Source organism: Niallia endozanthoxylica, assembly GCF_008710145.1.
Taxonomy (GTDB): domain Bacteria; phylum Bacillota; class Bacilli; order Bacillales; family Cytobacillaceae; genus Bacillus_BD; species Bacillus_BD endozanthoxylica.
Genome location: NZ_VYKL01000048.1, coordinates 1 through 22,458, shown reverse-complemented (window position 1 = coordinate 22,458; position 22,458 = coordinate 1). Strand labels below are relative to the sequence as shown.

Annotated in this window: 21 protein-coding genes; 13 read left to right on the top strand and 8 right to left on the bottom strand. The window is 36.4% G+C overall.

Translation table 11 applies throughout. From position 1 onward, the window contains the following. Nucleotides 1–88: 88 nt before the first annotated feature. The 5 genes from F4V44_RS24445 to F4V44_RS24425 all read left to right on the top strand — a co-directional run bounded on the left by F4V44_RS24445 (nucleotide 89) and on the right by F4V44_RS24425 (nucleotide 6,004). Nucleotides 89–1,510 (top strand): MATE family efflux transporter, encoded by a 1,422-nt coding sequence (locus F4V44_RS24445; protein ID WP_150442624.1) that lies wholly within the window; start codon nucleotides 89–91, stop codon nucleotides 1,508–1,510. Nucleotides 1,511–1,612: 102 nt separating this feature from the next. Next, entirely contained in the window at nucleotides 1,613–2,878 is a 1,266-nt protein-coding gene (locus tag F4V44_RS24440; RefSeq protein ID WP_150442623.1) for an O-antigen polymerase, read from the top strand. Between the two features lie 447 nt (nucleotides 2,879–3,325). Then, on the top strand, nucleotides 3,326–4,204 hold the full coding sequence (gene rfbA, locus F4V44_RS24435; protein ID WP_150442622.1) for a glucose-1-phosphate thymidylyltransferase RfbA: 879 nt from the start codon (nucleotides 3,326–3,328) through the stop codon (nucleotides 4,202–4,204). Between the two features lie 66 nt (nucleotides 4,205–4,270). Beyond that, nucleotides 4,271–5,290 carry a dTDP-glucose 4,6-dehydratase gene (rfbB, locus tag F4V44_RS24430; RefSeq protein WP_150442621.1) on the top strand — a complete coding sequence of 340 codons (1,020 nt, stop codon included), beginning with the start codon at nucleotides 4,271–4,273 and terminating at the stop codon, nucleotides 5,288–5,290. Between the two features lie 267 nt (nucleotides 5,291–5,557). Continuing rightward, nucleotides 5,558–6,004 (top strand): VanZ family protein, encoded by a 447-nt coding sequence (locus F4V44_RS24425; RefSeq protein WP_150442620.1) that lies wholly within the window; start codon nucleotides 5,558–5,560, stop codon nucleotides 6,002–6,004. Nucleotides 6,005–6,657: 653 nt separating this feature from the next. Here F4V44_RS24425 and F4V44_RS24420 read toward each other — a convergent pair. Then, nucleotides 6,658–6,963, bottom strand: coding sequence for a hypothetical protein (locus F4V44_RS24420; protein WP_150442619.1), 306 nt, complete (start codon nucleotides 6,961–6,963; stop codon nucleotides 6,658–6,660). 285 nt (nucleotides 6,964–7,248) lie between these two features. Between F4V44_RS24420 and F4V44_RS24415 the strand changes: the two genes are divergently transcribed. The 4 genes from F4V44_RS24415 to F4V44_RS24400 are packed head-to-tail and all read left to right on the top strand — an operon-like array spanning nucleotide 7,249 to nucleotide 10,194. After that, nucleotides 7,249–7,770: a DUF6431 domain-containing protein gene (locus F4V44_RS24415; RefSeq protein WP_150442649.1), complete on the top strand. Its 522-nt coding sequence runs from the start codon at nucleotides 7,249–7,251 to the stop codon at nucleotides 7,768–7,770. A 39-nt stretch (nucleotides 7,771–7,809) separates the two neighbouring features. Beyond that, complete coding sequence (locus F4V44_RS24410) at nucleotides 7,810–9,165, top strand: DDE-type integrase/transposase/recombinase (protein ID WP_150442618.1); 1,356 nt, start codon at nucleotides 7,810–7,812, stop codon at nucleotides 9,163–9,165. Then, on the top strand, nucleotides 9,158–9,958 hold the full coding sequence (locus F4V44_RS24405) for an ExeA family protein (RefSeq protein WP_150442617.1): 801 nt from the start codon (nucleotides 9,158–9,160) through the stop codon (nucleotides 9,956–9,958). The genes F4V44_RS24410 and F4V44_RS24405 overlap by 8 nt, the downstream gene beginning before the upstream one ends. Beyond that, the gene (locus F4V44_RS24400; protein WP_150442616.1) at nucleotides 9,955–10,194 is read left to right on the top strand and encodes a hypothetical protein; all 240 of its coding nucleotides are present in this window, start codon (nucleotides 9,955–9,957) and stop codon (nucleotides 10,192–10,194) included. Before F4V44_RS24405 ends, F4V44_RS24400 begins: the two co-directional genes overlap by 4 nt. Before the next feature lie 4 nt (nucleotides 10,195–10,198). Here the strand turns inward: F4V44_RS24400 and F4V44_RS24395 are convergent, their stop codons facing one another. From F4V44_RS24395 to F4V44_RS24375, 5 genes are all read right to left on the bottom strand, one after another. Continuing rightward, nucleotides 10,199–11,236: a hypothetical protein gene (locus tag F4V44_RS24395; RefSeq protein ID WP_150442615.1), complete on the bottom strand. Its 1,038-nt coding sequence runs from the start codon at nucleotides 11,234–11,236 to the stop codon at nucleotides 10,199–10,201. Next, complete coding sequence (locus F4V44_RS24390; RefSeq protein ID WP_150442614.1) at nucleotides 11,223–13,505, bottom strand: hypothetical protein; 2,283 nt, start codon at nucleotides 13,503–13,505, stop codon at nucleotides 11,223–11,225. The genes F4V44_RS24395 and F4V44_RS24390 overlap by 14 nt, the downstream gene beginning before the upstream one ends. Continuing rightward, entirely contained in the window at nucleotides 13,498–14,706 is a 1,209-nt protein-coding gene (locus tag F4V44_RS24385) for a VPA1262 family N-terminal domain-containing protein (RefSeq protein WP_150442613.1), read from the bottom strand. Before F4V44_RS24385 ends, F4V44_RS24390 begins: the two co-directional genes overlap by 8 nt. A 652-nt stretch (nucleotides 14,707–15,358) precedes the next feature. Next, complete coding sequence (locus F4V44_RS24380; protein ID WP_150442612.1) at nucleotides 15,359–15,943, bottom strand: competence protein ComK; 585 nt, start codon at nucleotides 15,941–15,943, stop codon at nucleotides 15,359–15,361. Between the two features lie 261 nt (nucleotides 15,944–16,204). After that, nucleotides 16,205–16,429, bottom strand: coding sequence for a helix-turn-helix domain-containing protein (locus F4V44_RS24375; RefSeq protein ID WP_150442611.1), 225 nt, complete (start codon nucleotides 16,427–16,429; stop codon nucleotides 16,205–16,207). 514 nt (nucleotides 16,430–16,943) lie between these two features. Here F4V44_RS24375 and F4V44_RS24370 point away from each other — a divergent pair. From F4V44_RS24370 to F4V44_RS24355, 4 genes are all read left to right on the top strand, one after another. Next, the gene (locus F4V44_RS24370; protein ID WP_150442610.1) at nucleotides 16,944–18,485 is read left to right on the top strand and encodes a YifB family Mg chelatase-like AAA ATPase; all 1,542 of its coding nucleotides are present in this window, start codon (nucleotides 16,944–16,946) and stop codon (nucleotides 18,483–18,485) included. A 1-nt stretch (nucleotide 18,486) separates the two neighbouring features. Continuing rightward, the gene (locus tag F4V44_RS24365; protein ID WP_150442609.1) at nucleotides 18,487–19,068 is read left to right on the top strand and encodes a transposase; all 582 of its coding nucleotides are present in this window, start codon (nucleotides 18,487–18,489) and stop codon (nucleotides 19,066–19,068) included. Between the two features lie 229 nt (nucleotides 19,069–19,297). Further along, nucleotides 19,298–20,152 carry a HipA domain-containing protein gene (locus F4V44_RS24360; protein ID WP_150442608.1) on the top strand — a complete coding sequence of 285 codons (855 nt, stop codon included), beginning with the start codon at nucleotides 19,298–19,300 and terminating at the stop codon, nucleotides 20,150–20,152. After that, nucleotides 20,149–20,904, top strand: a complete 756-nt coding sequence (locus F4V44_RS24355; protein ID WP_150442607.1) for an HIRAN domain-containing protein — start codon at nucleotides 20,149–20,151, stop codon at nucleotides 20,902–20,904. The genes F4V44_RS24360 and F4V44_RS24355 overlap by 4 nt, the downstream gene beginning before the upstream one ends. Before the next feature lie 434 nt (nucleotides 20,905–21,338). Here the strand turns inward: F4V44_RS24355 and F4V44_RS24350 are convergent, their stop codons facing one another. Then, a complete protein-coding gene (locus tag F4V44_RS24350; RefSeq protein ID WP_150442606.1) occupies nucleotides 21,339–21,563 on the bottom strand; it encodes a hypothetical protein in 225 nt (74 codons plus the stop codon). 570 nt (nucleotides 21,564–22,133) lie between these two features. Beyond that, on the bottom strand, nucleotides 22,134–22,304 hold the full coding sequence (locus F4V44_RS24345; RefSeq protein WP_150442605.1) for an acyltransferase: 171 nt from the start codon (nucleotides 22,302–22,304) through the stop codon (nucleotides 22,134–22,136). Nucleotides 22,305–22,458: the final 154 nt, after the last annotated feature.

Sequence of the window (22,458 nt, the reverse complement as noted above, 5' to 3'; positions counted from 1 at the left end):
TATTTCTTTTATAGTGAAAATAAGAGATCTTTAATATACCTCCAATTAATTAATTAATTAATTAAATTTGAAGTACGAGGGATTAATTTTGAATACAAAAACAATTACATTTATAAAAAATTTTTCCTTTACCTTATCATCGAATCTTATATCATTAGCAATTTCTGCAATAGTAATTCTCATTGTACCAAAATTATTAGGTGTAGAGGAATATGGATACTGGCAGTTATATCTCTTTTATTCTTCATATGTAGGTTTCCTTCATTTTGGTTGGAACGACGGGATTTATCTTAGATACGGTGGTAAAGAATATAAACAATTAAATAAAGAGTTATTCTTTTCTCAGTTTTGGATGTTAGTTGCCTTTCAGACTTTAATTGGTTTGATCATTATATATTGTGCAAATATATTTAGTACCGATACAAGTAAATTATACATTATTAATATGACTGCGTTGTGTATGTTCATTGTTAACATTAGGTATATGTTAATTTATTTATTACAAGGCACTAATAGAATAAAAGAAGATGCACAAATAAAGATGCTAGAAAAGGTATTGTATTGCTTACTAATAATATTCTTTTTATTATTAGGTATAAGAGAATATAAATTATTGATTATTGCTGATATAATTGGAAAACTTATTTCATTAGGATATGCAATTTTCTGTTGCAGGGATATAGTCTTCAAAAAACTCTCATCTTTTCATATGAATTTTATAGAGACTTATAAAAATATTAATGTAGGAATAAAATTAATGTTTGCCAACATTGCAAGTATGTTAATTATAGGAATCGTTAGGTTTGGAATCGAACATACATGGGATGTTTCAATATTTGGTAAGATATCATTAATCTTAAATATTTCCAGTTTCGTGATGATCTTTATCAATGCTGTTGGTTTAGTACTGTACCCAGTATTAAGACGTACTAATATGGATAAACTATCAAGTTTATATATTAATATTAGAACATTATTGATGTTTCCTTTACTAGGTATACTTTTGGTGTTTTTTCCAATGAAGGTATTTCTGTCGGCATGGTTGCCTCAATATGCTGACAGTTTTGTGTTTATGGCTATTATATTTCCAATGTGTGTATACGAAGGTAAAATGGGATTATTAATTAACACATATTTAAAAACGCTGAGAAAAGAGAGAGTTTTACTTGTAATTAATTTAATAACAGTAGTACTTAGTATAATTTTCACAGTATTATTTACGGTAGTTTTAAAAAATTTATTATTAGCCATATTATCGATTGTTTTGTTACTTGCTATTCGATGCGCTTTTGGAGAAATCCTTTTGTCCAAAACTCTAAACATTTCTGTATATAAGGATATTTTACTAGAAATGTTATTTACATTAATTTTTATTATTATTGGTTTGTTTATTACATCAATCTGGCTAGGAGTTAGTGCTTATTTAGCAGGATATTTAATTTATCTAGTAATTAAGGGAAAGGAAATCAAAGAATCTGTGTTATATATAAAGAAATTAGTACAAGCCTAGAAAAAGTTTTTAGTCTATTTGACATGAATTACCTACCTTTTAATAACTTTTCTATTTGTAGGAACATAGGGGGAGAATAATGTTTTATTTTGATGATGTCCAATGTTAGTTCTACCAACTACTGTACTAGTTATATTAACTATTCTATTTAGATTACAAGCTAAAACATGGATAGCACCAGCTCCTATTTTTGCGGCGTATTGGACCGTTTCTATTGTTTTTCCATTATTATTTGCACCTTCCGATTATCTTGTATCTCCTTCTGCAATATGGTGGATAGATGCTTCCGTATTATGTCTAGGAATTGGCTCAATGGTAAGCAGAATATCTAAACGAGAACTGCCCGATACTCATGAAATTAATGAATTTACTAACTATAAATTGAGAAATATTAATAGAATTGTTTTATTTTTTTCCTTTCTAGGGATATTAGGAGCGGTTTATTATGTTCAGCAATTAGGATATGGGCTTGGGATATTCTTTTCAATAGATACTTTAACAAACGTTGCATCATCTGTGTCTGAATCTAGATATATTAAACGAAGTAATCCTCCAGCACTTTATACACTACTTCTATGTTTTACGTATGCAGCATGCTATTTAGGTGGAATGCTGAGGTCACTAAGAGCAACAAAAATTGCATTTATCCCATTTATCCCAATTATTTTGACTGCTTCAGTGAATACAACAAAGGCACTTATCATATTTCCTGTTTTCTTATGGATAGCAGGATGGTTATCCATGCGAGTAAGGTTAGGAAAGCTTAATATTCCTGCCCGGTTATTTTTACAACTTAGTATAGTAGGTATATTCCTTACAGGCATATTTGTTTGGCTTTCGATGTTACGATATCAAATGTTTAGCTTATCGGGTCTAAAATTTATTTTTGATAGACTAACAGTTTATTATGTTGGTTACCTTGCTGGATTCTCAGAATGGTTTGTATCATCTGCATATGCTATAAACAATATAGGGATGGGCGCATTTACATTTGCTGGAGTTTTTGATGTTTTGGGTATTAAAGCTAGGAGTGCGGGTATTTTTACAGAAGGTGTTTCTGTTGGTGACTCTGGAACAAATATTTTTACCATTTTTCGCTATCTTATTGAGGATTTGACTCTTCCGGGATCTTTAGTGTATTTATTTCTAATTGGTATAATTGCAGGAAAGGCTTTTGAAAGCACAAGAAGAGGATCCTTTGTCGCCCTACCTATTTTAGCAATGTTCTATTTACAAGTATTGTTCAGTAATACTACTACGGTATACGGATATAATACAATGATAGCCTCCTCTTTAATTATTTTTATATATATTACTTTGAAGCAAACTAAATTTCCAAAAGTAATACTAGGAAATAAAAGCAGTTAATATTTATAGAAATAAGCTAAGGACTCATGTTAAGAGTCCTTTTACTTAAGAAATTTATCCGTTACTATTAAGATTATGTATTGCCATAATGATTCGGGTATTGAATTATTTTTTGTTTCTACAAAGTTCAATCAAGACATTGATGATAACAACTCAGATTGGATATTAAGACCCTGTCACTGTGACAACTCGAAAAATCTTGTTTCACAGGATGTTCCACGAAATGTTGTATTGAAGTATGGTTATCAAATAAATGGAAAGGGAGGGCAGCCGAATTTGAACTGCTCTCCTTTTGTTCTAGGTCACAGTGGCGAATCAAAAAATCCTGTTTCACGAAATGTTTCACAGGTAAATAAAGGCTACTAACCGGGATTTATTGGACTGGGGGCCACCAGTCGAACATATTGTATAAATTGAATTTTAAAGAGCAGGAAGGGGTTCTATGAAATGAAAGGAATAATATTAGCAGGTGGTAGTGGTACTCGACTCTATCCATTAACAATGGTAACGAGCAAACAATTATTACCAATCTATGATAAACCAATGATTTATTATCCATTATCAACATTAATGTTGGCGGGAATTAATGAAATTTTGATTATATCAACACCAGAGGATACTCCTCGTTTTGAAAGCTTATTAGGAGACGGTTCTCAATTTGGTATCTCACTACAATATAAAGTTCAACCAAGTCCTGATGGTCTAGCTCAGGCTTTTTTAATTGGTGAAGAATTTATAGGTCAAGATTCTGTTGCCATGATATTAGGAGATAATATCTATTATGGCAGTGGTTTGAGAAGAATCCTTCAACGTGCAGCTAATAAAGAAAGTGTAGCGACAGTATTTGGTTATCATGTACAAGATCCACAACGCTTTGGTGTAGTTGAATTTGATAAGAATGGCAAAGTAATAAGTGTAGAAGAAAAACCAAAGCTACCAAAATCTAATTATGCTATTACTGGATTATATTTCTATGATAATCGTGTGATTGATATTGCTAAAAATGTTAAACCTTCAGCACGTGGTGAATTAGAGATTACTTCAATAAATGAAGCTTATTTAAAACAAGGTCAGTTAGATGTTGAACTATTAGGACGTGGGTATACTTGGTTAGATACAGGTACACATCAAAGTTTAGTAGAAGCAACGAACTTTGTTAAGACAATAGAGGAACATCAAGGAATTAAGATTGCTGCTCTTGAGGAAATTGCATTTGTTAATGGTTGGATTACAAAGGAACATCTATGGAGTTGTGGTGAAAAGCTAAGTAAAACTGGATATGGCCAATACTTAATGAAAGTAGCTAATGGAGAAATTCAATATTAAATAATTTGTAGTAAGTAGAATGTAGTTAGAAAATACTTAAATAAATTGAAACAAGAGGTAGAATAAATGGTGAAGAAGAAAATTCTTGTAACCGGTGGAGCAGGCTTCATTGGTGGTAATTTTGTGCAGTATATGGTTAATAAGTATCCTGAATATGATATTTATAACCTAGACCTTTTAACTTATGCCGGTGATTTAACGAAACATCGTGATATTGAAACAAAGGATAACTATCATTTTGTTAAAGCGGATATTGCGGACCGTGAAACAATCATGCTGCTTTTTGAAAAAGAGAAGTTTGATTATGTGGTTCACTTTGCTGCTGAAAGCCATGTCGATCGTTCAATTACAGATCCTAGTATATTTGTACTTACGAATGTTTTGGGTACCCAAGTATTATTGGACGCAGCAAAGGAAGTTGGTGTTACGAAATTTGTCCATGTATCAACAGATGAGGTTTACGGGGAGCTGGACTTTGATCCAACCACATTTTTTACGGAAGAAACACCGTTACAACCTAATAGTCCATATAGTGCGAGTAAAGCATCTTCAGACTTATTAGTCCGTGCCTATCATGAAACCTTTGATTTACCAGTAAATATCACTCGTTGTTCTAATAACTATGGGCCATATCACTTCCCAGAAAAATTAATTCCATTAACTATTTCTCGCGTGTTAAATGACCAAAAGGTCCCTGTATACGGTGACGGCAAAAATATTCGTGATTGGTTACATGTAATCGATCATTGTGCTGCCATTGATCTAGTGATGCACGAAGGAGTAAATGGTGAAGTCTATAATATAGGTGGTCATAATGAGCGGACAAATTTAGAAGTAGTAAAAACTATTATCACCACCTTGGGGAAATCTGAAGGTTTAATTGAATTTGTTAAAGACCGCCTAGGGCACGATAAGCGCTATGCGATTGATCCTACTAAATTAGAACAATTAGGCTGGAAACCTACTTATACGTTTGAAACTGGAATTTCTCAGACTATTCAATGGTATTTGGATAACAAAGAATGGTGGGAGCAGATTATTAGTGGGGAGTATAAGGGGTATTTTGAAAGACAGTATACTGTATAATAAATGTTCAAATGCAATAAATTGGGTGTACCAGTAAATGTGTTATTATTTCGTATATCTGGGCTTGATACTTTGCATATAATGAGCTTAGTAGTTTAATGGAGAGTACCCGCTATACATAATGTTTAATAGTGTAGCGGGACTTTTTTATCTGTTAAACATTAACACATCAGTTTTGGGTGCCTATCACTACTCGAGTTTTGTTGAGATTTGCAATATGATAGACTTGAACTGGTGTGCAAGGTATTATCGAAAGGAATTATATAAATGTATAAAATTCTTTCTTGGCTGGCTCTCATTCTTTGGATGGGATTAATTTTCTTCCTATCTCAGCAACCAGCTACAGAGTCTAATGAGCTTAGTAGGATCATTACAGAATATATAGTTAAGATAGTTGCAATGGTTCATCTAGATGCTGATTTTAATATTAATAATAGCAGTATAAGAGAATATGCCCACTTCTTAGCTTATTTAATACTCGGTATATTAGTGACGATTATTTTGCAGGTTATTGGAATACGTGGTATTCGGGGGATGGGACTGGCTTTATTGCTTTGTGTCTTTTATGCCGTATTCGATGAAATTCATCAGATCTTCTCTCCGGGAAGGGGCATTCAATTAAAAGATGTGTTTGTAGATAGTTTTGGAGCAGGTGTAGGAATTATAATAGTATGGGTTATTGGTTGGATAGGGGAAAGGGGGGGAACTCGTTAGCCTATAGTGGTTAAACTATTTAAAAAAATCTGGGTGCCTAGTTTTTAGTCTTGAGTGCCTGTGCATAAGAAACATGGGGACGGTTCCAATAATGATATTTTATTCATAGGGAGTGATTCCAAATATGCTGCCAGAGGAATTTTTTCAAACGTTAGAGTTGGAACCAATCGGTAGATGGGTTCCGGCATCAAGAGAAGATGGAAAAAGAGTTTTTTGTGCCTGTCACCACCCGAAGTTTGTCGATATTTGTAGAATTATAGGCTTGAAGAATTAATGGTTGAATCATCGGAAGCATACAATATTTTTTAAACGTTTGACTAAGAGTGAGCCTGTTCCAAAAGAACGGGCTCGGTTGTATTCAATTTATTTACTTTTGCCGATTATAACATGTTCCTCTTGAATGATGCCGTCAGGGTCAAAAGCTTTTAGCTTTGGGTGCCTGTCACCACCCGGGATTTGTCGAGATTTGTAGGATGATAGAGTATTGAAACATGGGTGGGGACGGTTCTTCGTATTTCATTATGAAACAGCAGAACCGTCTCGGTGTTTCCCTTTCTGAGCTACCTTTTTATTTGCTTTTTCAATAAAGGTATAAATACCATCAACTGTTGATATTACATGGAGTTTAATGAAACATGGAAACTGGAACACGGTCAAATCATCAATGTTGTTCCTACTGCCCTGTCCCTTTTGACAAGCTCAATTAAACGCCTTTGATTTCCGAAGTCACTTGATTTAATTGAACGGATTGTTTCCAGTAAATCAAAGATGGTACCACCGTTTACAATATGGTTTGCTATCCCTTTTGAAATATGAAGGCTAGAAGAGTCCAAGGTTTCCGCACGATTTGCAAAGATAATTCGAAAGGGTTCGTTATTTTTCGATGGAATTGACTGATACATTCGTTCCATTGGGTGAAGCTTGTTTACTAGATAACCAGATATATCTGTCATTCTCATGGTCGAGCAACAATTAAAGATTGAGATGAATGGAGGATTATGAAAGAATATCTCTCTTAATTGTGTTATTGCTAATCAAAAATAACCGAAAGTTGACGGTATTGCCTGTCCAGAAATTGACGAGTATAATGTCCGTATAATACTGGGAATTTTTGGACATTTATAATTCTGGAGAAAGGAAAAGACGCCTCCCATGATGTATATCTGCGCCAACAGATATACGGGAAGCGTCCCCTATTAAAAACCATATGATTATTGTATCAGATTATAGACTAATTGAAAACAATGGAGTTTTTGGTTAGAGGTGCAGGGAGGATTCCATCCCCTTGTTGTGGGAAAGGCATGAGCATCATTGGTACTAGAGATAGAAAGTCAAAAGAAAGGTCTGGAGAAACAAAAGTATATAATATTCGCCGGTTGCGCTGTAATCAGTGTGGTCAGATTCATCATGAGCTACCAGATTTCTTAGTTCCATATAAGAGATATGAGTCAGAATGCATAGAGTTGGTTCTTACGAACCCTTCTACACATGACATTCCAGCTGATGAATCTACCCTTTTTCGATGGTTCAAGTGGTTTCATCGTTTTGTAGATTATTGGATTAATTGTCTCATATCCATTGTGCTTCGAACAAACCAGGAGATGAGCCCTTTGAGTTTGATGTCCGCAAATTCAGAGACTGCGCTTCAAAGAATCGGACAACTTGTGGGAGATGCCCCCAGATGGCTGAAGAGAATTGTCCGCCCGATTGTGAATATAAATTTATGGTTACATACCCGTTCGGCATTTTTGTCCGAAGATAGCTGATTTACACTCATGATAATCACATTAAAGAGGAGTGTTATCATGAGAGATCAAAAAAAGGCAGAAGAAATTGCCGTACAGCGATTTCAGCTCATTTCCCCCCTTTTAGCGGAAGGGCTAGATGCAGGTAAAGCAAAAGAACTAAAAGCACAGATATGTAGTTCTACTGGTATTTCTGAAAGGACAATTAGGCGTTACCTTGAACTATATCGCAAGGATGGTTTTGGAGGTCTAAAACCAAAGGGTCATATTGGAAACAAGAAAAGAGAAGCTATTCCACCACATTTATTAGAACAGGCTATTCTCCTACGAAAAGAGGCTCCAACTAGAAGTATTGCACAAATTATTCAAATTCTTGAGTGGGAGGGTTTAGCAGAGCCTGGTCAGATAAAACGTTCTACTCTTCAGGAAAAATTAACAGAAAGAGGATATAGTTCTCGTCAAATGAAGCTATATTCTAAAACAGGGGTAGCTGCTAGACGGTTTCAGAAACGGCATCGAAATCAACTTTGGCAGTCTGACATTAAATATGGACCTTATTTACCTATTGGTCCAAATGGCACTAAAAAACAGGTTTACTTAGTGGCCATTATAGATGATGCGACTCGATTTATTCTTCATGGTGCCTTCTATCCTACTCTGGATTCTAGAATTATTGAAGATGCTTTTAGAAATGCCATCCAAAAATATGGTGTACCTGAGGCCGTTTATTTTGATAATGGAAAACAGTATCGAACCAAATGGATGACACGTACATGTTCTAAATTAGGGACGCGACTGATTTATGCAAAGCCATATGCGGCTGAATCCAAAGGAAAGGTTGAGCGTTTTAATAGAGTTGTAGATTCCTTTTTAGGAGAAGTAGCGATTGAAAAGCCAAATTCCTTAGATCGTTTAAATGAACTTTTTCAAGTGTGGCTTTCGGAGTGTTATCAACATAAACCACACGCTGGATTAGGAGAGAAAATCAGCCCTGAAACGGCTTTTCGAAGTGATAAGAAAGCTCTGCGCTTTATTAATCCTGATGAACTAGCCAATGCTTTCCTCCATTGCGAAACGAGAAAAGTAGATAAGTCGGGATGCATCAGCTTTATGGATCAAAAATACGAAGTGGGTCTTTCCTTTATCGGGCGTCAAGTAGATGTTGTCTATGATCCAGCAGATTTAGAAGAGTTAACCATTGAATATGAAGGCTACACCCCTTGGAAAGCCAAGAAGCTTGTGATTGGAGAAAGGTCTGGAAAACGGCCAACACTCCCTCCACATCTTCAACCACATGAGGCTGATTCTTCTAGACTATTAAAAGCAGCTGAACAAAAACATCAAGAAAGAAAAATAGAGCAGGCCCCAGCTGTATCATTCCGAGCTGTATGGAAGGAGGATGGCGGTCATGTTTGAAGCTTTTTATGAGATGAAGTACACTCCTTTTACCAGGGATGTCCCTACGACTCAACTATATGATTCATTTACCATGCAGGAAGTATTGGGACGCTTAAAATATACAGCAGAAAGGCAATTATTTGCCGTATTAACAGGAGATTGTGGGACAGGAAAAACAACGACCATTCGAAAATTTGTCGATGGTCTAGACCAAGGAAAATACCAAGTACTCTATTTATCCGATTCAAAACTCACTCCACGTCACTTTTATAAAGGTTTACTAGAACAGCTAGGGTCGGAAGCGAAGTTTTATCGAGGTGATGCCAAACGACAACTTCACCGAGAGATTGAGTTAATGAAAGGAATTCATGGAATTCAACCTGTAGTTGTAGTCGATGAATCACATCTTCTAGACCGTGAAATGCTTGAAGAAGTAAGATTTTTACTCAATTTTAAGATGGATGCACAAAGTCCGATGGCTCTCATCCTTGTGGGACAGAGTGAGTTATGGGACCGCCTACGTCTTCAATCATACGCTGCTATACGACAAAGAATAGATATTCAGTTCAAGTTAGGTCATTATGATCGGGCTCAAGTAGATGAATATGTCGCAAGACATCTAGCATATGCAGGAGTGGAACAACAAATTTTCTCAGATGGTGCTTTAGAAGAAATCCATCGATATTCTGGTGGAACTCCAAGGTTAATTAATAAAGTATGTACACACAGTCTCCTTTATGGAGCTCAAAATGGTCGGCGTATTATCGATGACCATATGGTTAAACATGTTATTCAAGGTGAGCTGTCATGAATCATCAACGAAAGTATCTTTGGTATTATAAAGACTACGGATGTTGGATAAAAGTAGAAGGAGATTATGCAAGAGCAATGAATCCTGGGGAATCCTTTAATCTGCGCTTAGATAAAGAACTCAGCGTTCCTTGTCATCTTAAATTAGCAGAGCAACAATTATGGTATGTGGAAATAGGATTAAATCAAGTGAAGTTAAATTTGAGAATGAATGAAGTCTATGAGATTGAAAACTAATAGATCAGGGAAGCTTGATGATTATAAACAGCTTCCCTTTTTTAGGAAAAATATCCAGCAGAATGCGGACAACTAAGACCGTCAATTTCCGGACATAATACTTTGTCAGTAACATTAATTGTTCATGTGCAATATAATCGTTTCTTTTGTTTGCAACTAATTGTGGCCAGTATAATTCGCCGTCAATCGTAGAGCTTTTCGTATGAAGCCCATGTCCCGAGAAGATGAAGAGATAGGGCTCTGTAATGGACGAGATAATATTTTTAATATCCTCAAGTTTTGCATTATCTGGAAGATAGTGCATTCTAAAAGAAGAAGGATTATTTGCCGTTCTTTCTCCATAAAGTTTAAAACCTTTGTAGTCGTCTTCTGAATCATCAGGAAACAGCGTTTTATACATATATTTTACTTCCTGTTCCACATCCAATTTATCTAGTTGCTGGGGATGCGGTGGATTTGGTCCTGTTAAGAAAACAATTTCTTTTGGTAAATTCGTTTGAAGCCATATTGGCCAGTTCCTTTGATTATGTTCTTTTCCTGTGAACTTAATGACAGATAGTTGCTGATGATCCAGTTCTTCCTCTTTCATTCCAGCCATGCATTCAATTGGCCATGTCGCTACGTCTTTTCCCCTTAACATAATTACCCCCGGTCTAATGCTTTGACGGGATAACTCTATAAACCTAGTCCACATTTCGGTGACTTTCGAATCATTGTGAATAAAATGCCAGATTTGTTTGCCGATATTGGTAATGGTACTACTAAGAAAATTCAAATCACCATCTTCATTTAATGATTTTCGTGTATGGTGATAGTGATCAAATGTTGACCGCAGGTAACTGCTCCACATTCCCATATGTTCCTCAACATGATGAACGGGACGACTATAGCTTCCTATCAACCTTTGTTCATTCCAAATAAATATTGATAATTTATCGGGTTGTACATAGATTTCATATATAGCTGGATGATGTTCACCAAAGTGGTCTTTTGGTGATAATATTGGCGGTGCGGAAAAAATTAAATCATTAAATGTCTCCATTGATGATCTCCTCGAAAAATGTTTGCAATGCCCTAGGAAGCCATTGTTTAGAAGCTTTAATTTTTTCTTGTTCCATCATAATCATTGTCCGTTCCATATCTTTTCCAGTAAACAGTGCATACCAGCTTCGTAGGAGTTCCTGGGTGAGTTGATGTCCCGGTAAGTCCGACATTCTTTCTATGGCTACTTCCATTTGTTCTAAATGATAAGGTTCAGGTTTCTCTGATGCAGATAATAGTCGTACTAAAATTAAGCTGCTAACATAGTAATCTTCTGAATGTAGTGCTCCACTTTCGATTTTCCAAGGTTGCAAAGCAATTAAGTTGTAGGCATTTAATAGTTCTGAGTATGAGGCCTCATTGCGATCGAAAAGCCACCCAATGATTTGCACGGTTACAGCTTGATTTTCCTTCATATAGGGATTGTATGAATGGTCCACCTTTTGTCGGCTAAATTGTAATGCAGCTTTAAGGTTTTGGATTTGTGTAGAGATATTTTTAGATTCAAATGCAGCATTAAGATATGCTGTAGATGTAAGCCGCTTCCAGTAGGACATTTGATCAGCATTAAATGATTTTATTTGAATGTGGCTTAATATTTTTGCCGCTAATGTAAAGTTCTTTTCTGAGTATATCTCATAGCCTAATTCTAAAAGATCCTTTGACCGTAGCAATTGAACATATAAGGGAAACCTATTTTCAATTAAAGCAAATATCTCATCCTTTTTTTCGAGCTCAATACCACTCTTTATTATGGCAAGATAATCAAAGGGATCATGAATCAACCTAAGCCATTTATTAAAGGTATCTGGGTATCCATATACAGCGAATAGAGATCCAGTAGCAGTAAAAACAGCAGTTCTAATCTTTTGGTCCATAGGGGAGTGTTCCTTTGAATCTAATTCCGTAAAATGAAGAACAAAATCAAAAAAGCCATCCCACTTTTCCTTTGGAATTTCTTTTTGCTCCCCACGTATAGTCAAAAGTTGGCAGGCTAAATAGGCATGAACTAATAGAAGTCTTTTAGATTCAATTAACTGGCCATATTCGTGAGCATCCCTTAAGTAAAATAAGTCGAAAAGGTCGGGTATGTCTTTGAATTGGTCAAGTAGGTCGAAGGATTGCTCTTGGTAGCATGCGTTTATAGCAATAGCTAATTCTTCTACTAAATTTATGGTTAAATCTTCGCTGAAAGAATACCGAGTATGGTTACCTTTTGTTTTCCAATAAGAAGGGTAGCTATTGATGATTGTTTGTCGAATTTTTCGAGTGTTCTTGATTGGATATTCGTATGTGCAATCATTTTCCACTTTCTTAACAAGTGTAAGGCAAGCCCATATCACTTCCTGATTAACTGGATTGTAGAAATTATCGACAAATTGATTGACCTCCGCTTCAGTCAGTAATGGAAGATTTACAAACTGTTTTGCAGCTAGAGTAAGCAGAGTTTCCAGTTGTCGCTCACTTTTTTTGATTTTTTCAATATGATTTAGGGTAGAGAAATGATTATTTGTAATATTTGAAAGAATTCTCGCCACCATTGACAAGAAGAAAGACCTAGGCAGTTGCATGTGGAAGAGAAGCAACTTGTTTGTTGTTTCGCGACATTCCTTTTCCTTCTTCATTAAACATTGATCCCATAAATAGGCTGATAGGATTCCTTGGTGTCCGATTGGCAATCCTTCAAAAACCTCTTTATTCAGGATTATGTCACTAGTGAAATTGTCCAACCGTTGAACCCATCTTAATGACCACAATGGATTTTGTTCCTTCTGACAAAGATTTGTAAAGGTTTTTGGATCTATTAGTGCGATCGAATCTAGCATATAGCATATCAGCTCGTGCAAGAATCGTTCTGTTTCAAATAGCAGCATGCTTGGCTGATAAGTAAAATATGCGTCAAAACCTTTAACTGGATTGGTGAGTTCCTGATAGGTTTGCAGTCTCCATTCCCGCTCCTTGTCCCGTTCATATGCTCTACCAGTATGGGAGGAAAGGGAGTGAAGCTTCTCTGTTAATTGGGACACAACTTCTAATTTCCAAGCTTGCTCCACATCGAATGCATCTATAAACTGTTCCCCTCCAGTCATTTGTCCATAATGAAGGAAGGAAGCTAAAGATACAAGGTTATTTGATTCGTTATAATCTAAGCTTTTTATAAAAGTAACTAATTTAGAAATTTCATCTTTGTTCAGTCTTTCAATTTTACCAGGTTGATCCGTATCTCTTGAGATTATATGAAGGAATTGTCGGTAGTAAGTCTCACTCATTTTGCTCCCCCTTTGGTATAAGCCGCCAGTCTGGAAAGATGAATAATCCACGTGGTTTCATATGTCCAAAATGACCTTCCCAGCCATTTTTAAATTCCTCGATAACTTGTTCAGGTAAATCTCCTTCTAGACGATAAATAGTCGTGTGGTAATTACCGATGTCTTTCAATGAAGAACCAATACTCCATACAAAATCGTCAATGATGATGAAGCGGTCATGAAACGTGTGCTTTCCTGAACGATACCAATTCCGAACTTCGAAACGTTTCAAGGCTTCTAGTGATTCATTTCTTTCCGCAAAATAGTTATTGATAGCGGTACAACGTGGAAAGGAGCTATTTTTCACTTCTATTGAATCATCATCTTGTCTTTTAACTTGCTTATCCTCACCTGTTTTTTCCCCTTCAAATTCACTTAATAATAATTTGATATCAAGGGTTTGTTTTTTTAATCCTAGAACAAAAAGTTCATCAAGTATACTTTCATCTAAAAAAGGATCCCATATCCAAATGCGTTGTTCAGCCTTTTTAAGTAACTCATTCACGATTAATTGCCAGCTTTCCTGGTGGGAGGAGCCCCCTTTATAAGGGAGGAACAGGCTTCCTAGTTGCCGAATCTCAACGCCTTTATTGATTTTTAATCGCTGTCTTTCTGCGTCAATCCAAGGTTGTTCGGAGGAAGAAGACCCTGTTTTAATTGGTTCTTGACGAATGGTGATGTCATGTTCTTCCGTTTCATCCCCCTTTTTCACAACAAGTTTACCGACTGTAATGTCCATATTGATATGAATACGATGGATTAAATAGGAAGAATGCTGTTTTACTAATTTCCATTGTTGATCTATTATTTCATATAATTGGTAGCCGATTTTGGTAGGGTAGAAAGGCAATTTCCACATGCAAAATTGATTATCAACTAAATCAAACATTTGAGATTGTAACGTTTCTTCCCCGTCCCATGCCTTAAGTACAATTCTTTTGTCCTTTTGCTCTACAACCTCTTGAATTCCAAAGATAAGTTGCATGGAATCGGGATTGAATTGAAAGCGAATGGGTGGGCTTCCGTTATCGTGAATATAAAGTACTGTACCCAAAAGGTCATGAAGGAATTGTAAGTTGATAAATGTCTTATCCTTAATAAATTGGAGTGAATTTTCTTTCGCTTTAGGGCCCATTTCAATTTGAACGTTGCTATATAGCATGTTGAAATGAAATCCGTTTCTTAAAGATCCGGGCCACCAGCCACGGTCGATAGAATTCCCCGGTAGATTCGGTAGGAAAACAGAGGGCCGACACTGAAGTTCTCCAAAATGAATGGTTACGTCCTTTCCCTGGCAATAGTTTTGGGTGCCTGTCACCACTCGGAATTTGTCGATATTTGTAGACTTATAGAGTATAGCAAGTTGTAACCTTTTCCCTTAAGATTACGAGTTCCTTAATGAGTAATATAGCTTTCATTGACGATTTAGGATTTTTCGTGTTAAGGGAAAGGTGATTTTACGAGTGAACTCTAGGGGAATGAGAGGAATAAAAGATAAGGTTAGAGCGCAGTTGTGAACAACGGTAATGCCAGTTGGTTTAAATGGAATGGATGGCTACCGTGTAAAAGTTGAAGTAAATGCTAGGACAGATAAGGAATTAGTTTTGGGTGCCTGTCACCACCCGGGATTTGTCGAGATTTGTAGGATGATAGAGTATTGAAACATGGGTGGGGACGGTTCTTAGTTTTGGGTGCCTGTCACCACCCGGGATTTGTCGAGATTTGTAGAATAAGAGGAAAAGCTTGTATCTTTTCCTCTATCAAGCAAGGGTTTACATTTTGATGTTACTTCCAATCCTATGGTCAGAATATGTTTATTCTGTTTCTAGTTTGACTATATCGTTATTTTTCTTCAATGTATAATTGAGCTGCCCGGTTTTTTTGACAAGTTGGAAACCGTGGTCTTTGTCATAGAAAAAGGTCATTGCCTTGTTCATCTCTGAGTTTTTTAATAAAGTGGAATTCAGGAATGAAGCTTGACTGCGCCTTGTCTGAAGTCTGTCTAACTTCATGTCAATGGTGAATGAATGACCATGATTTGTATGAACGATGGTTTTGTTGTGATGATTAGGATCGGGTTCGATGCTGTGAATATGGGAATGAACCAGCCAAACGATACCAGTTTTATCGACAGCTGGACAGCGAATAAGAGCAATATGATGCTTGGCAGATAGGACAACAGGGAGTTTGTATTTTTTGTTCAAATGGTAGCGGGCAGATTCGATGGCGCCCTCAAGGGTAGATCCATTTTGAAGAAAGGATTCTTTTACAATATCATCTGGAGATTGAGCAACAAGAAACGTTTCCGTTCCTTCCAAGACTTGCGTGTATTCATAACCATTGTGAAAATGTGAGGCAAGAGCGTCTGTATAACGATTAATGATGTATTGACTGAACATGTGTCATCCTCCAATTCGTAGGGTAATGGTTGTTGTGGCACGTGCTTGTTATGCTATTGTACTTGTCTTTCTATACTAACCTCCTTTATATGTGATTTTATTCACAAATGAAATCATCAATAGTCCAAAGGGATTTAGAGAGATATGATTTTTGTAAATCATCACCCGTATGGAAAAGTAGGACATAAGGAAAATAGTTTTAAAATGGCTTAAGATTGTGGAATGATAGAAAGTAAATATTGCTTATAAAAAGGTCATTATTTACCTTCTATCATTCTTATCAAAGTCAATAATTTTTCTAATATCTTCAATATTAAGCGCCTCGGCAATTTTTTCAATGTGACGAAAATGGATACCCTGCCTCTTTTGGTTTGCTAATTTACTTAATTTGTCATGACCAATATCAGTTAGTCTTGATAATTCTCTCAGAGAAATATTATATTCAAGTAATAGCTGTTTAATATTGACATTTACCTTTTTCTCCATCGCTCTCCCTACAATCATACTAAACTGACTATAAGGAAAAATTACCATATTAAAACAATGAAAGTGGTATCCCCGCGGATACCATTAGCAAATAATTTTGTTTTCAGTTTTGGGTGCCTGTCACCACCTGGAATTTGTCGATATTTGTAGATTGATAGAATATAACAAGTTGTAACCTTTTCCCTTAAGATTGCGAGTTCTTTAATGATCGGTGATTAATATAGCTTTCATTCACCATTTGACTCTATTGTGCGGTAAGGGTCTAATCATTTTCTTTCTAAGCAGAAGATTTATCACCAAAACCCTTACTGCTCAGTCGGATGAAAGTATACGGTTAAGGTAATTTTCAACCAACGACCCCAGATTAAATCTGATATCCTTTTTCTCATTCATAGAGGAATATTTTTTTGATTTTCAACAGAACATATATTCCTGTAAGTAATTGACAAAACTATTATAATCGGTTACTATTCTAATAGAACAAATGTTCCCTATAAAGCGAGGTGTATGAAAGATGGCGACAATTATTCAAAGTATTGGTTTAAAAGGGATAGAAGGTTATAGAGTTCAAGTTGAAATCCAAATGGTTCAAGGGAAGGAAGGAATTAGTATTGTAGGATTGCCAGATGCTTCTGTAAAGGAGTCAAAGGACCGTGTATTAGGAGCATTAGCAGCAATTGATTGCGAGTTGCCGGAGAAGCGGATCATTATTAACCTTTCCCCAGCGGAGCAAAAGAAGAACAGCCCGCTTTTTGATTTGGCCATGGCAATCGGAATGATGAAGGAAGTGGGCCACTTTTCGGAAAAAATTCCTAAAGAAGCGGCATTTCTAGGTGTTTTATCACTGGACGGCTCGATTAAGTCAGTAGAAGGCATGATGCCAGCTATTATTGCAGCTAAGCAAGAAGGATTTCAAATTCTTTATCTTCCGTTTATTAACGAGTTACCTTTTCAGCAAGTAGACGGTTTAGAGCTTCGGTTTGTTCAAACAATCGAAGAGGTGATTCAATCTTTTTCAGGACAGACGTCCCTTTTTCTTCAACAAAGAACTTCCTCACATCGAGAATCATCAGATTCACTTATTCCTGTTTACCCAAAAGATTTCAAAGATATTATTGGACTAAAGCAAGAGAAAAGAGCATTAGAGATTGCGGCTGCTGGCGGTCATAACGTTCTGATGAGCGGACCACCTGGCTGCGGAAAGAGCATGTTGGCAGAAACCTTTCTATCGATCCTGCCTCTTTTAACGCAGAATGAGCAGTTTGAAGTCATGAGCATTTATCAGCTTGCTGGAAAGAAGAGAGATTCGTATCGTCTTCCGCCATTTCGTTCACCACACCATTCGTCATCGGCTATTTCATTAGTAGGTGGAGGGAATCAACCAAAGCCAGGCGAAGTATCGTTGGCCCATAATGGGGTGCTATTTCTTGATGAAATGCCAGAATTTCCGAAACGGACGATTGATATGCTTAGGCAGCCATTGGAATCAGGGAAAGTAACCATCAGCCGGGCTGCATCATCCGCAACCTATCCGTCCAGATTTATTTTAATTGGTGCAATGAATCCATGTCCGTGCGGATTTCTTGGTGCGAGAAACAAATATTGTACATGCACGGCCAAACAAATCCAAGCCTATCAAAGCCGTATTTCCGGACCGATGAAGGATCGCTTTGATCTGCTGCTTTCTGTTCAGTCTGCACTAATTGTTAAAGATATCACACAGTTAGTAGAAACTTCAGAAGATATTCGCAAGCGGGTGATCGCTGCTCGGAATAGACAATATGAACGGTATGGGGAAGGAATCAATAATGCTAATGCATCAAATGATTTGTTTTTAGAAAAGAATCCACTAAGCCAGAATCAAAGAATCATGTTGCAGCAATGGTCAAGTAAGGAACAATTTAGTAATCGTGTACAGGTAAAAATTCTCAAGCTGGCACGGACCATTTCAGATCTGCAGGGTGAAGAAATGATAACAAATGAATCCCTTTGGGAAGCGATCTCGCTTAGGAGGAATGAACAAAAGATCAATCAAAAATGGCAGGTGAACGGTTAGAATGGGCAGAAAGAAACGGACCTGGGATCAAACGAGTTTTTATCATATTGTTTGCCGCGGAAACAGACGGGATCCGCTTTTCAAAGATCGAGGTGATTTCATGACTTTTTTGTATATCCTTCAGCAAGTATATGGAAAAGTCCCATTTGAATTAGCCTCCTACTGTTTGATGACAAACCATTATCATCTTCAATTAAGAGCAGCAAAGGAACCCATTTGGAAAGTAATGTCCCTTATTAACAAACGATATGCCGATTATTATAATACAAAATATTGTTTGACTGGCCATGTATTTGAAAAAAGGTATTTTTCCAAAGTGATTGATTCCAATAAAGGGATGATTGAGGTCAGCTGCTATATTCACTTAAATCCAATTGAAGCCAAGATGGTTGAAAAACCAGAGGATTATCCTTGGAGCAGCTATTCTTATTATAAAGGCAGTGCGATTTGTCCTTATATTTATATGGATAGGAATGTACTATTAAAAAACTTTAAAGGAACGATTAGAGAAAAAGAAAGGCAGTATTGTGAGGAAGTGTTGGCTAGGTGTACGAATGAAGAAATGCAGGAACAACTGGGATAATGCCAAATGGCTGGAATATATGAATATTGATAAAGCGGGAATTTGCTGCAGGCCAGTCCCATTAAAACTTCGGGAAGCGTTCCTGTGTTTCCACAAAACAAATGCAAATCCTGTCTCCTACCTCTTTAAAATGCTGATTAAGAATTTTTCATGTTTTCTAAGTGACATGAAGAAACATAAATTATATACTTGTCGATAATAGTTACTTTAGTTGAAGGAGCGATGATATATGATCGATACTTCGCTCTGGAAACGGGATATCAAAAGCCAAGCTTCAGGAACACGGAAAAAGTTTTGGTTATTTGAACCTGGCAAGGACCCTGAGCATGCTGAAAAGTATCTCTTTAAGATACCTACCGAAGGGACTGGTGGGCATTGGGCTGAATTTGTAGCGAGTAAAGTTGGTGCTGAGTTAGGATTTCATACAGCTGAAGCGGAGTTAGCCATAAATGAAGGAATTATAGGTACCATTTCGAAGAACTTTCGAACAAAAACTGAAGAATTGTATGAAGGTGGAGACTTGTTTCTGGCAAAATTTGAGGAATTTGATCGACATTCATTGACCTACTACGAGTTGCCCTACATCCTAGAGCTCCTTAATGCATATGATTTAGAGAAGGAGTTTGTGGCCGTACCGGTTTTTGATGCATTGATTGCTAATAATGATCGGCATTGCGATAATTGGGGAGTTCTTAGCGGATCCAAAGGATATCGATTGGCTCCTATTTATGACAATGGTTCTTCCCTTGGTTTTAACGAGATAAATAATAAAAAGCAGAAAATGTTGACTGACAATCACATGTTGGAGGGCTTTTGTAACAGAGGTAAACCAAGTATTGGTTTATCTGGTAGAAAAAGACCTAAGCATTTTGAATTGCTATCCACTCTGCATAACTACATGCCCCAAGAAACTGCAGCGGCTGTGACAAGGTTAAATAAACTGAATGAGGGAATGCTAATAACAATAGTTGAGGATATTTCAATCGACATTATGAGCGAATTAGATAAAGAGTGGGTCGTCCGGCTTTTGATGTACCGTAAGGAATGGATCATGAATTGGTATGAAGGGAGTGTGAGAGTATGAGAAAAAGACCATTTGAGCTGTGGCTGATTTGGCAAAATGCTGAGACTCGTCAACGGTATCATGTAGGAAGATTGCTTCATCAAGATGGAATTTATACGTTTTCCTATGAGAAGAGCGGCTATAGAAGGAAGCTAGCAGAAGCTATGGAAAATGGTTATCGACCTCATCTGGCTTTCCCAGACACGAATAGAGTGTATACTTCTAATAAACTTTTCGGACCGTTTGCTCGCCGATTGCCTGATTCGAGAAGACCGGATTATCAAACGATTCTAAAAGACTTAGGACTTCCACTAGATTGTACTGAAATGGATCTATTACGTGCATCAGGGGGGATTTTAGCAACGGATTCTTATGAATTTGTTTCGCCTATCTTTGTAGAAGAGAACCAGTTCTATTTAGATTTCTTTGTGGCGGGATGGCGTTACTATGACGGGGAGAGTATGATTGACCAACTTCGTAGAGGTGATACAGTAGATTTCACTTGGGATCCTACAAATCCCAAAGATCACAAAGCTGTGTCAGTTTTGACAGTAGGCGGAGAGAAGTTAGGTTTTATTCCTGCATTTTACAGCGGTTGGATGTTCGAAGTCATCCAAAAGAAATGCAGATACGAAGCAAGAATTGAAGAAATGCATCCAAAGGCGGTTCCGCATCGTAAAGTTAACATTTCAATTGTTGGTGAAATAAACGAATCTGTAGATATTGATGAAGTCCTAAACGATAAAGAACAATTAAGATTAGTGATGTGTTAAAATGTTTTTAACCTGCCGAATTTGTACTGTTTCGGTTCGTTACAAAGACTTTAATACCTCCTTTATTATTAAAGTATAAAAATCTATAGGTAACCCAGAAGCCGAAAGACCCTGCTTACGTAGCGTAGCGGGTCTTTTTTTCAGTGCGTTACTGCGACAGAGCCAAAGGTAATTACTGCCAACGTTTTTTACCACCTTTGCCATCTTTTGTACCGTTATTTTACAAACAATTTACCAGTCGTTGACACCACATGTTTATGGCATCATTTTTATGATGCCATAAACATGTGAAATTAATGTCATGTACTTTATTGATATAGATAGTGACACATTTATGATTTCAAGAAGATATAGCATATGCACATTCGTACAGGGGAGATAAGAGAAAAGAACTAAAAGCCATTTCCTGTATGGAAATGACTTTTGATATAAATTTAAACACAGATAGATGAAGCAATTGAGCTAGATGGAAATGAAGTTGGTGCCATTGTTGGTGGAACTCTTCCAGTTGTAAATCCTAATGGATCAGCTGAGTCTACAACTATTCCGAAAGTTTGACCTGTATTTAATGTGATTAATGTAAATTTTCCTACACAACCAACAGGGGTTAATCTTTGATCGACAAATTGATAATTGGGGAAATATTGATAAGGATACAAGTAGTATCTCTTCCTTTCGTATTAAAAATTTTTTGAAGTTCCGTCACTGTGACCACCCGAATAATCTTGTTTCACAAGATGTTCCACGAAATGTTTCATGGTATCTAATTTGCTTGTTTATTGTGGATGTATTATTTTTCACCATGAAGAAAGATTTGAGTAAGGTTTTAACTGCTAGAATAACTTTTATAGCATTCCCTGTGGCCGGATATCTGCTAACACTTGTAGGCGACAGATTACCTTTTGAGTTTGACATTGCAGTTATCGGAACAGTGTTTTATGGTGTCGGCTATTCTATTAGGCAAACTAATGAGGTTGAATAGATCTTTAGTAAAAAATTTGAGATTATTAGTTTTGCAAGTCTTTCTTTAGTATTTAACTCTTTATTTGGGACGTTTTTAATGATTGAATAAGTGTCTATCATTTTGAATTTCATAATTATATTAACTTTTAAGTAGCTGCAATTGCGAGATTCTCAATTGCAAAAAGGAGCCTAGTGCTCTTTTTTTGTTGCACTTATTTTGGGGATGTTGCGCAGTTAGTGAGTATTACTAACTGCGCGTATGATATCTAAAAGTCAAATTTTTGGACAAAATTGCACTCTTTACAAGCTCTGCCTATTTGTTTATTGGTCATAGCGTCTATGTAGTAAATTTCATCAAATCCACAAATGGAACATTCCATTGCATGAAGTATTTCTCGTTTACCAAAAAGAGCATCTAGTACGAATTCAAAATTCATTGAAAACACTCCTTAAAGAACATTTATTTCTTTATAACAGACATCGTTTAGAGAATTAGTCGAAATCTTGTACTATATAAATAAATGTATTCGACAAATAAAAGTCAAGTCACTGTGACCACCCGATTGGATCTTATGTTTTCGAGGTTAATCA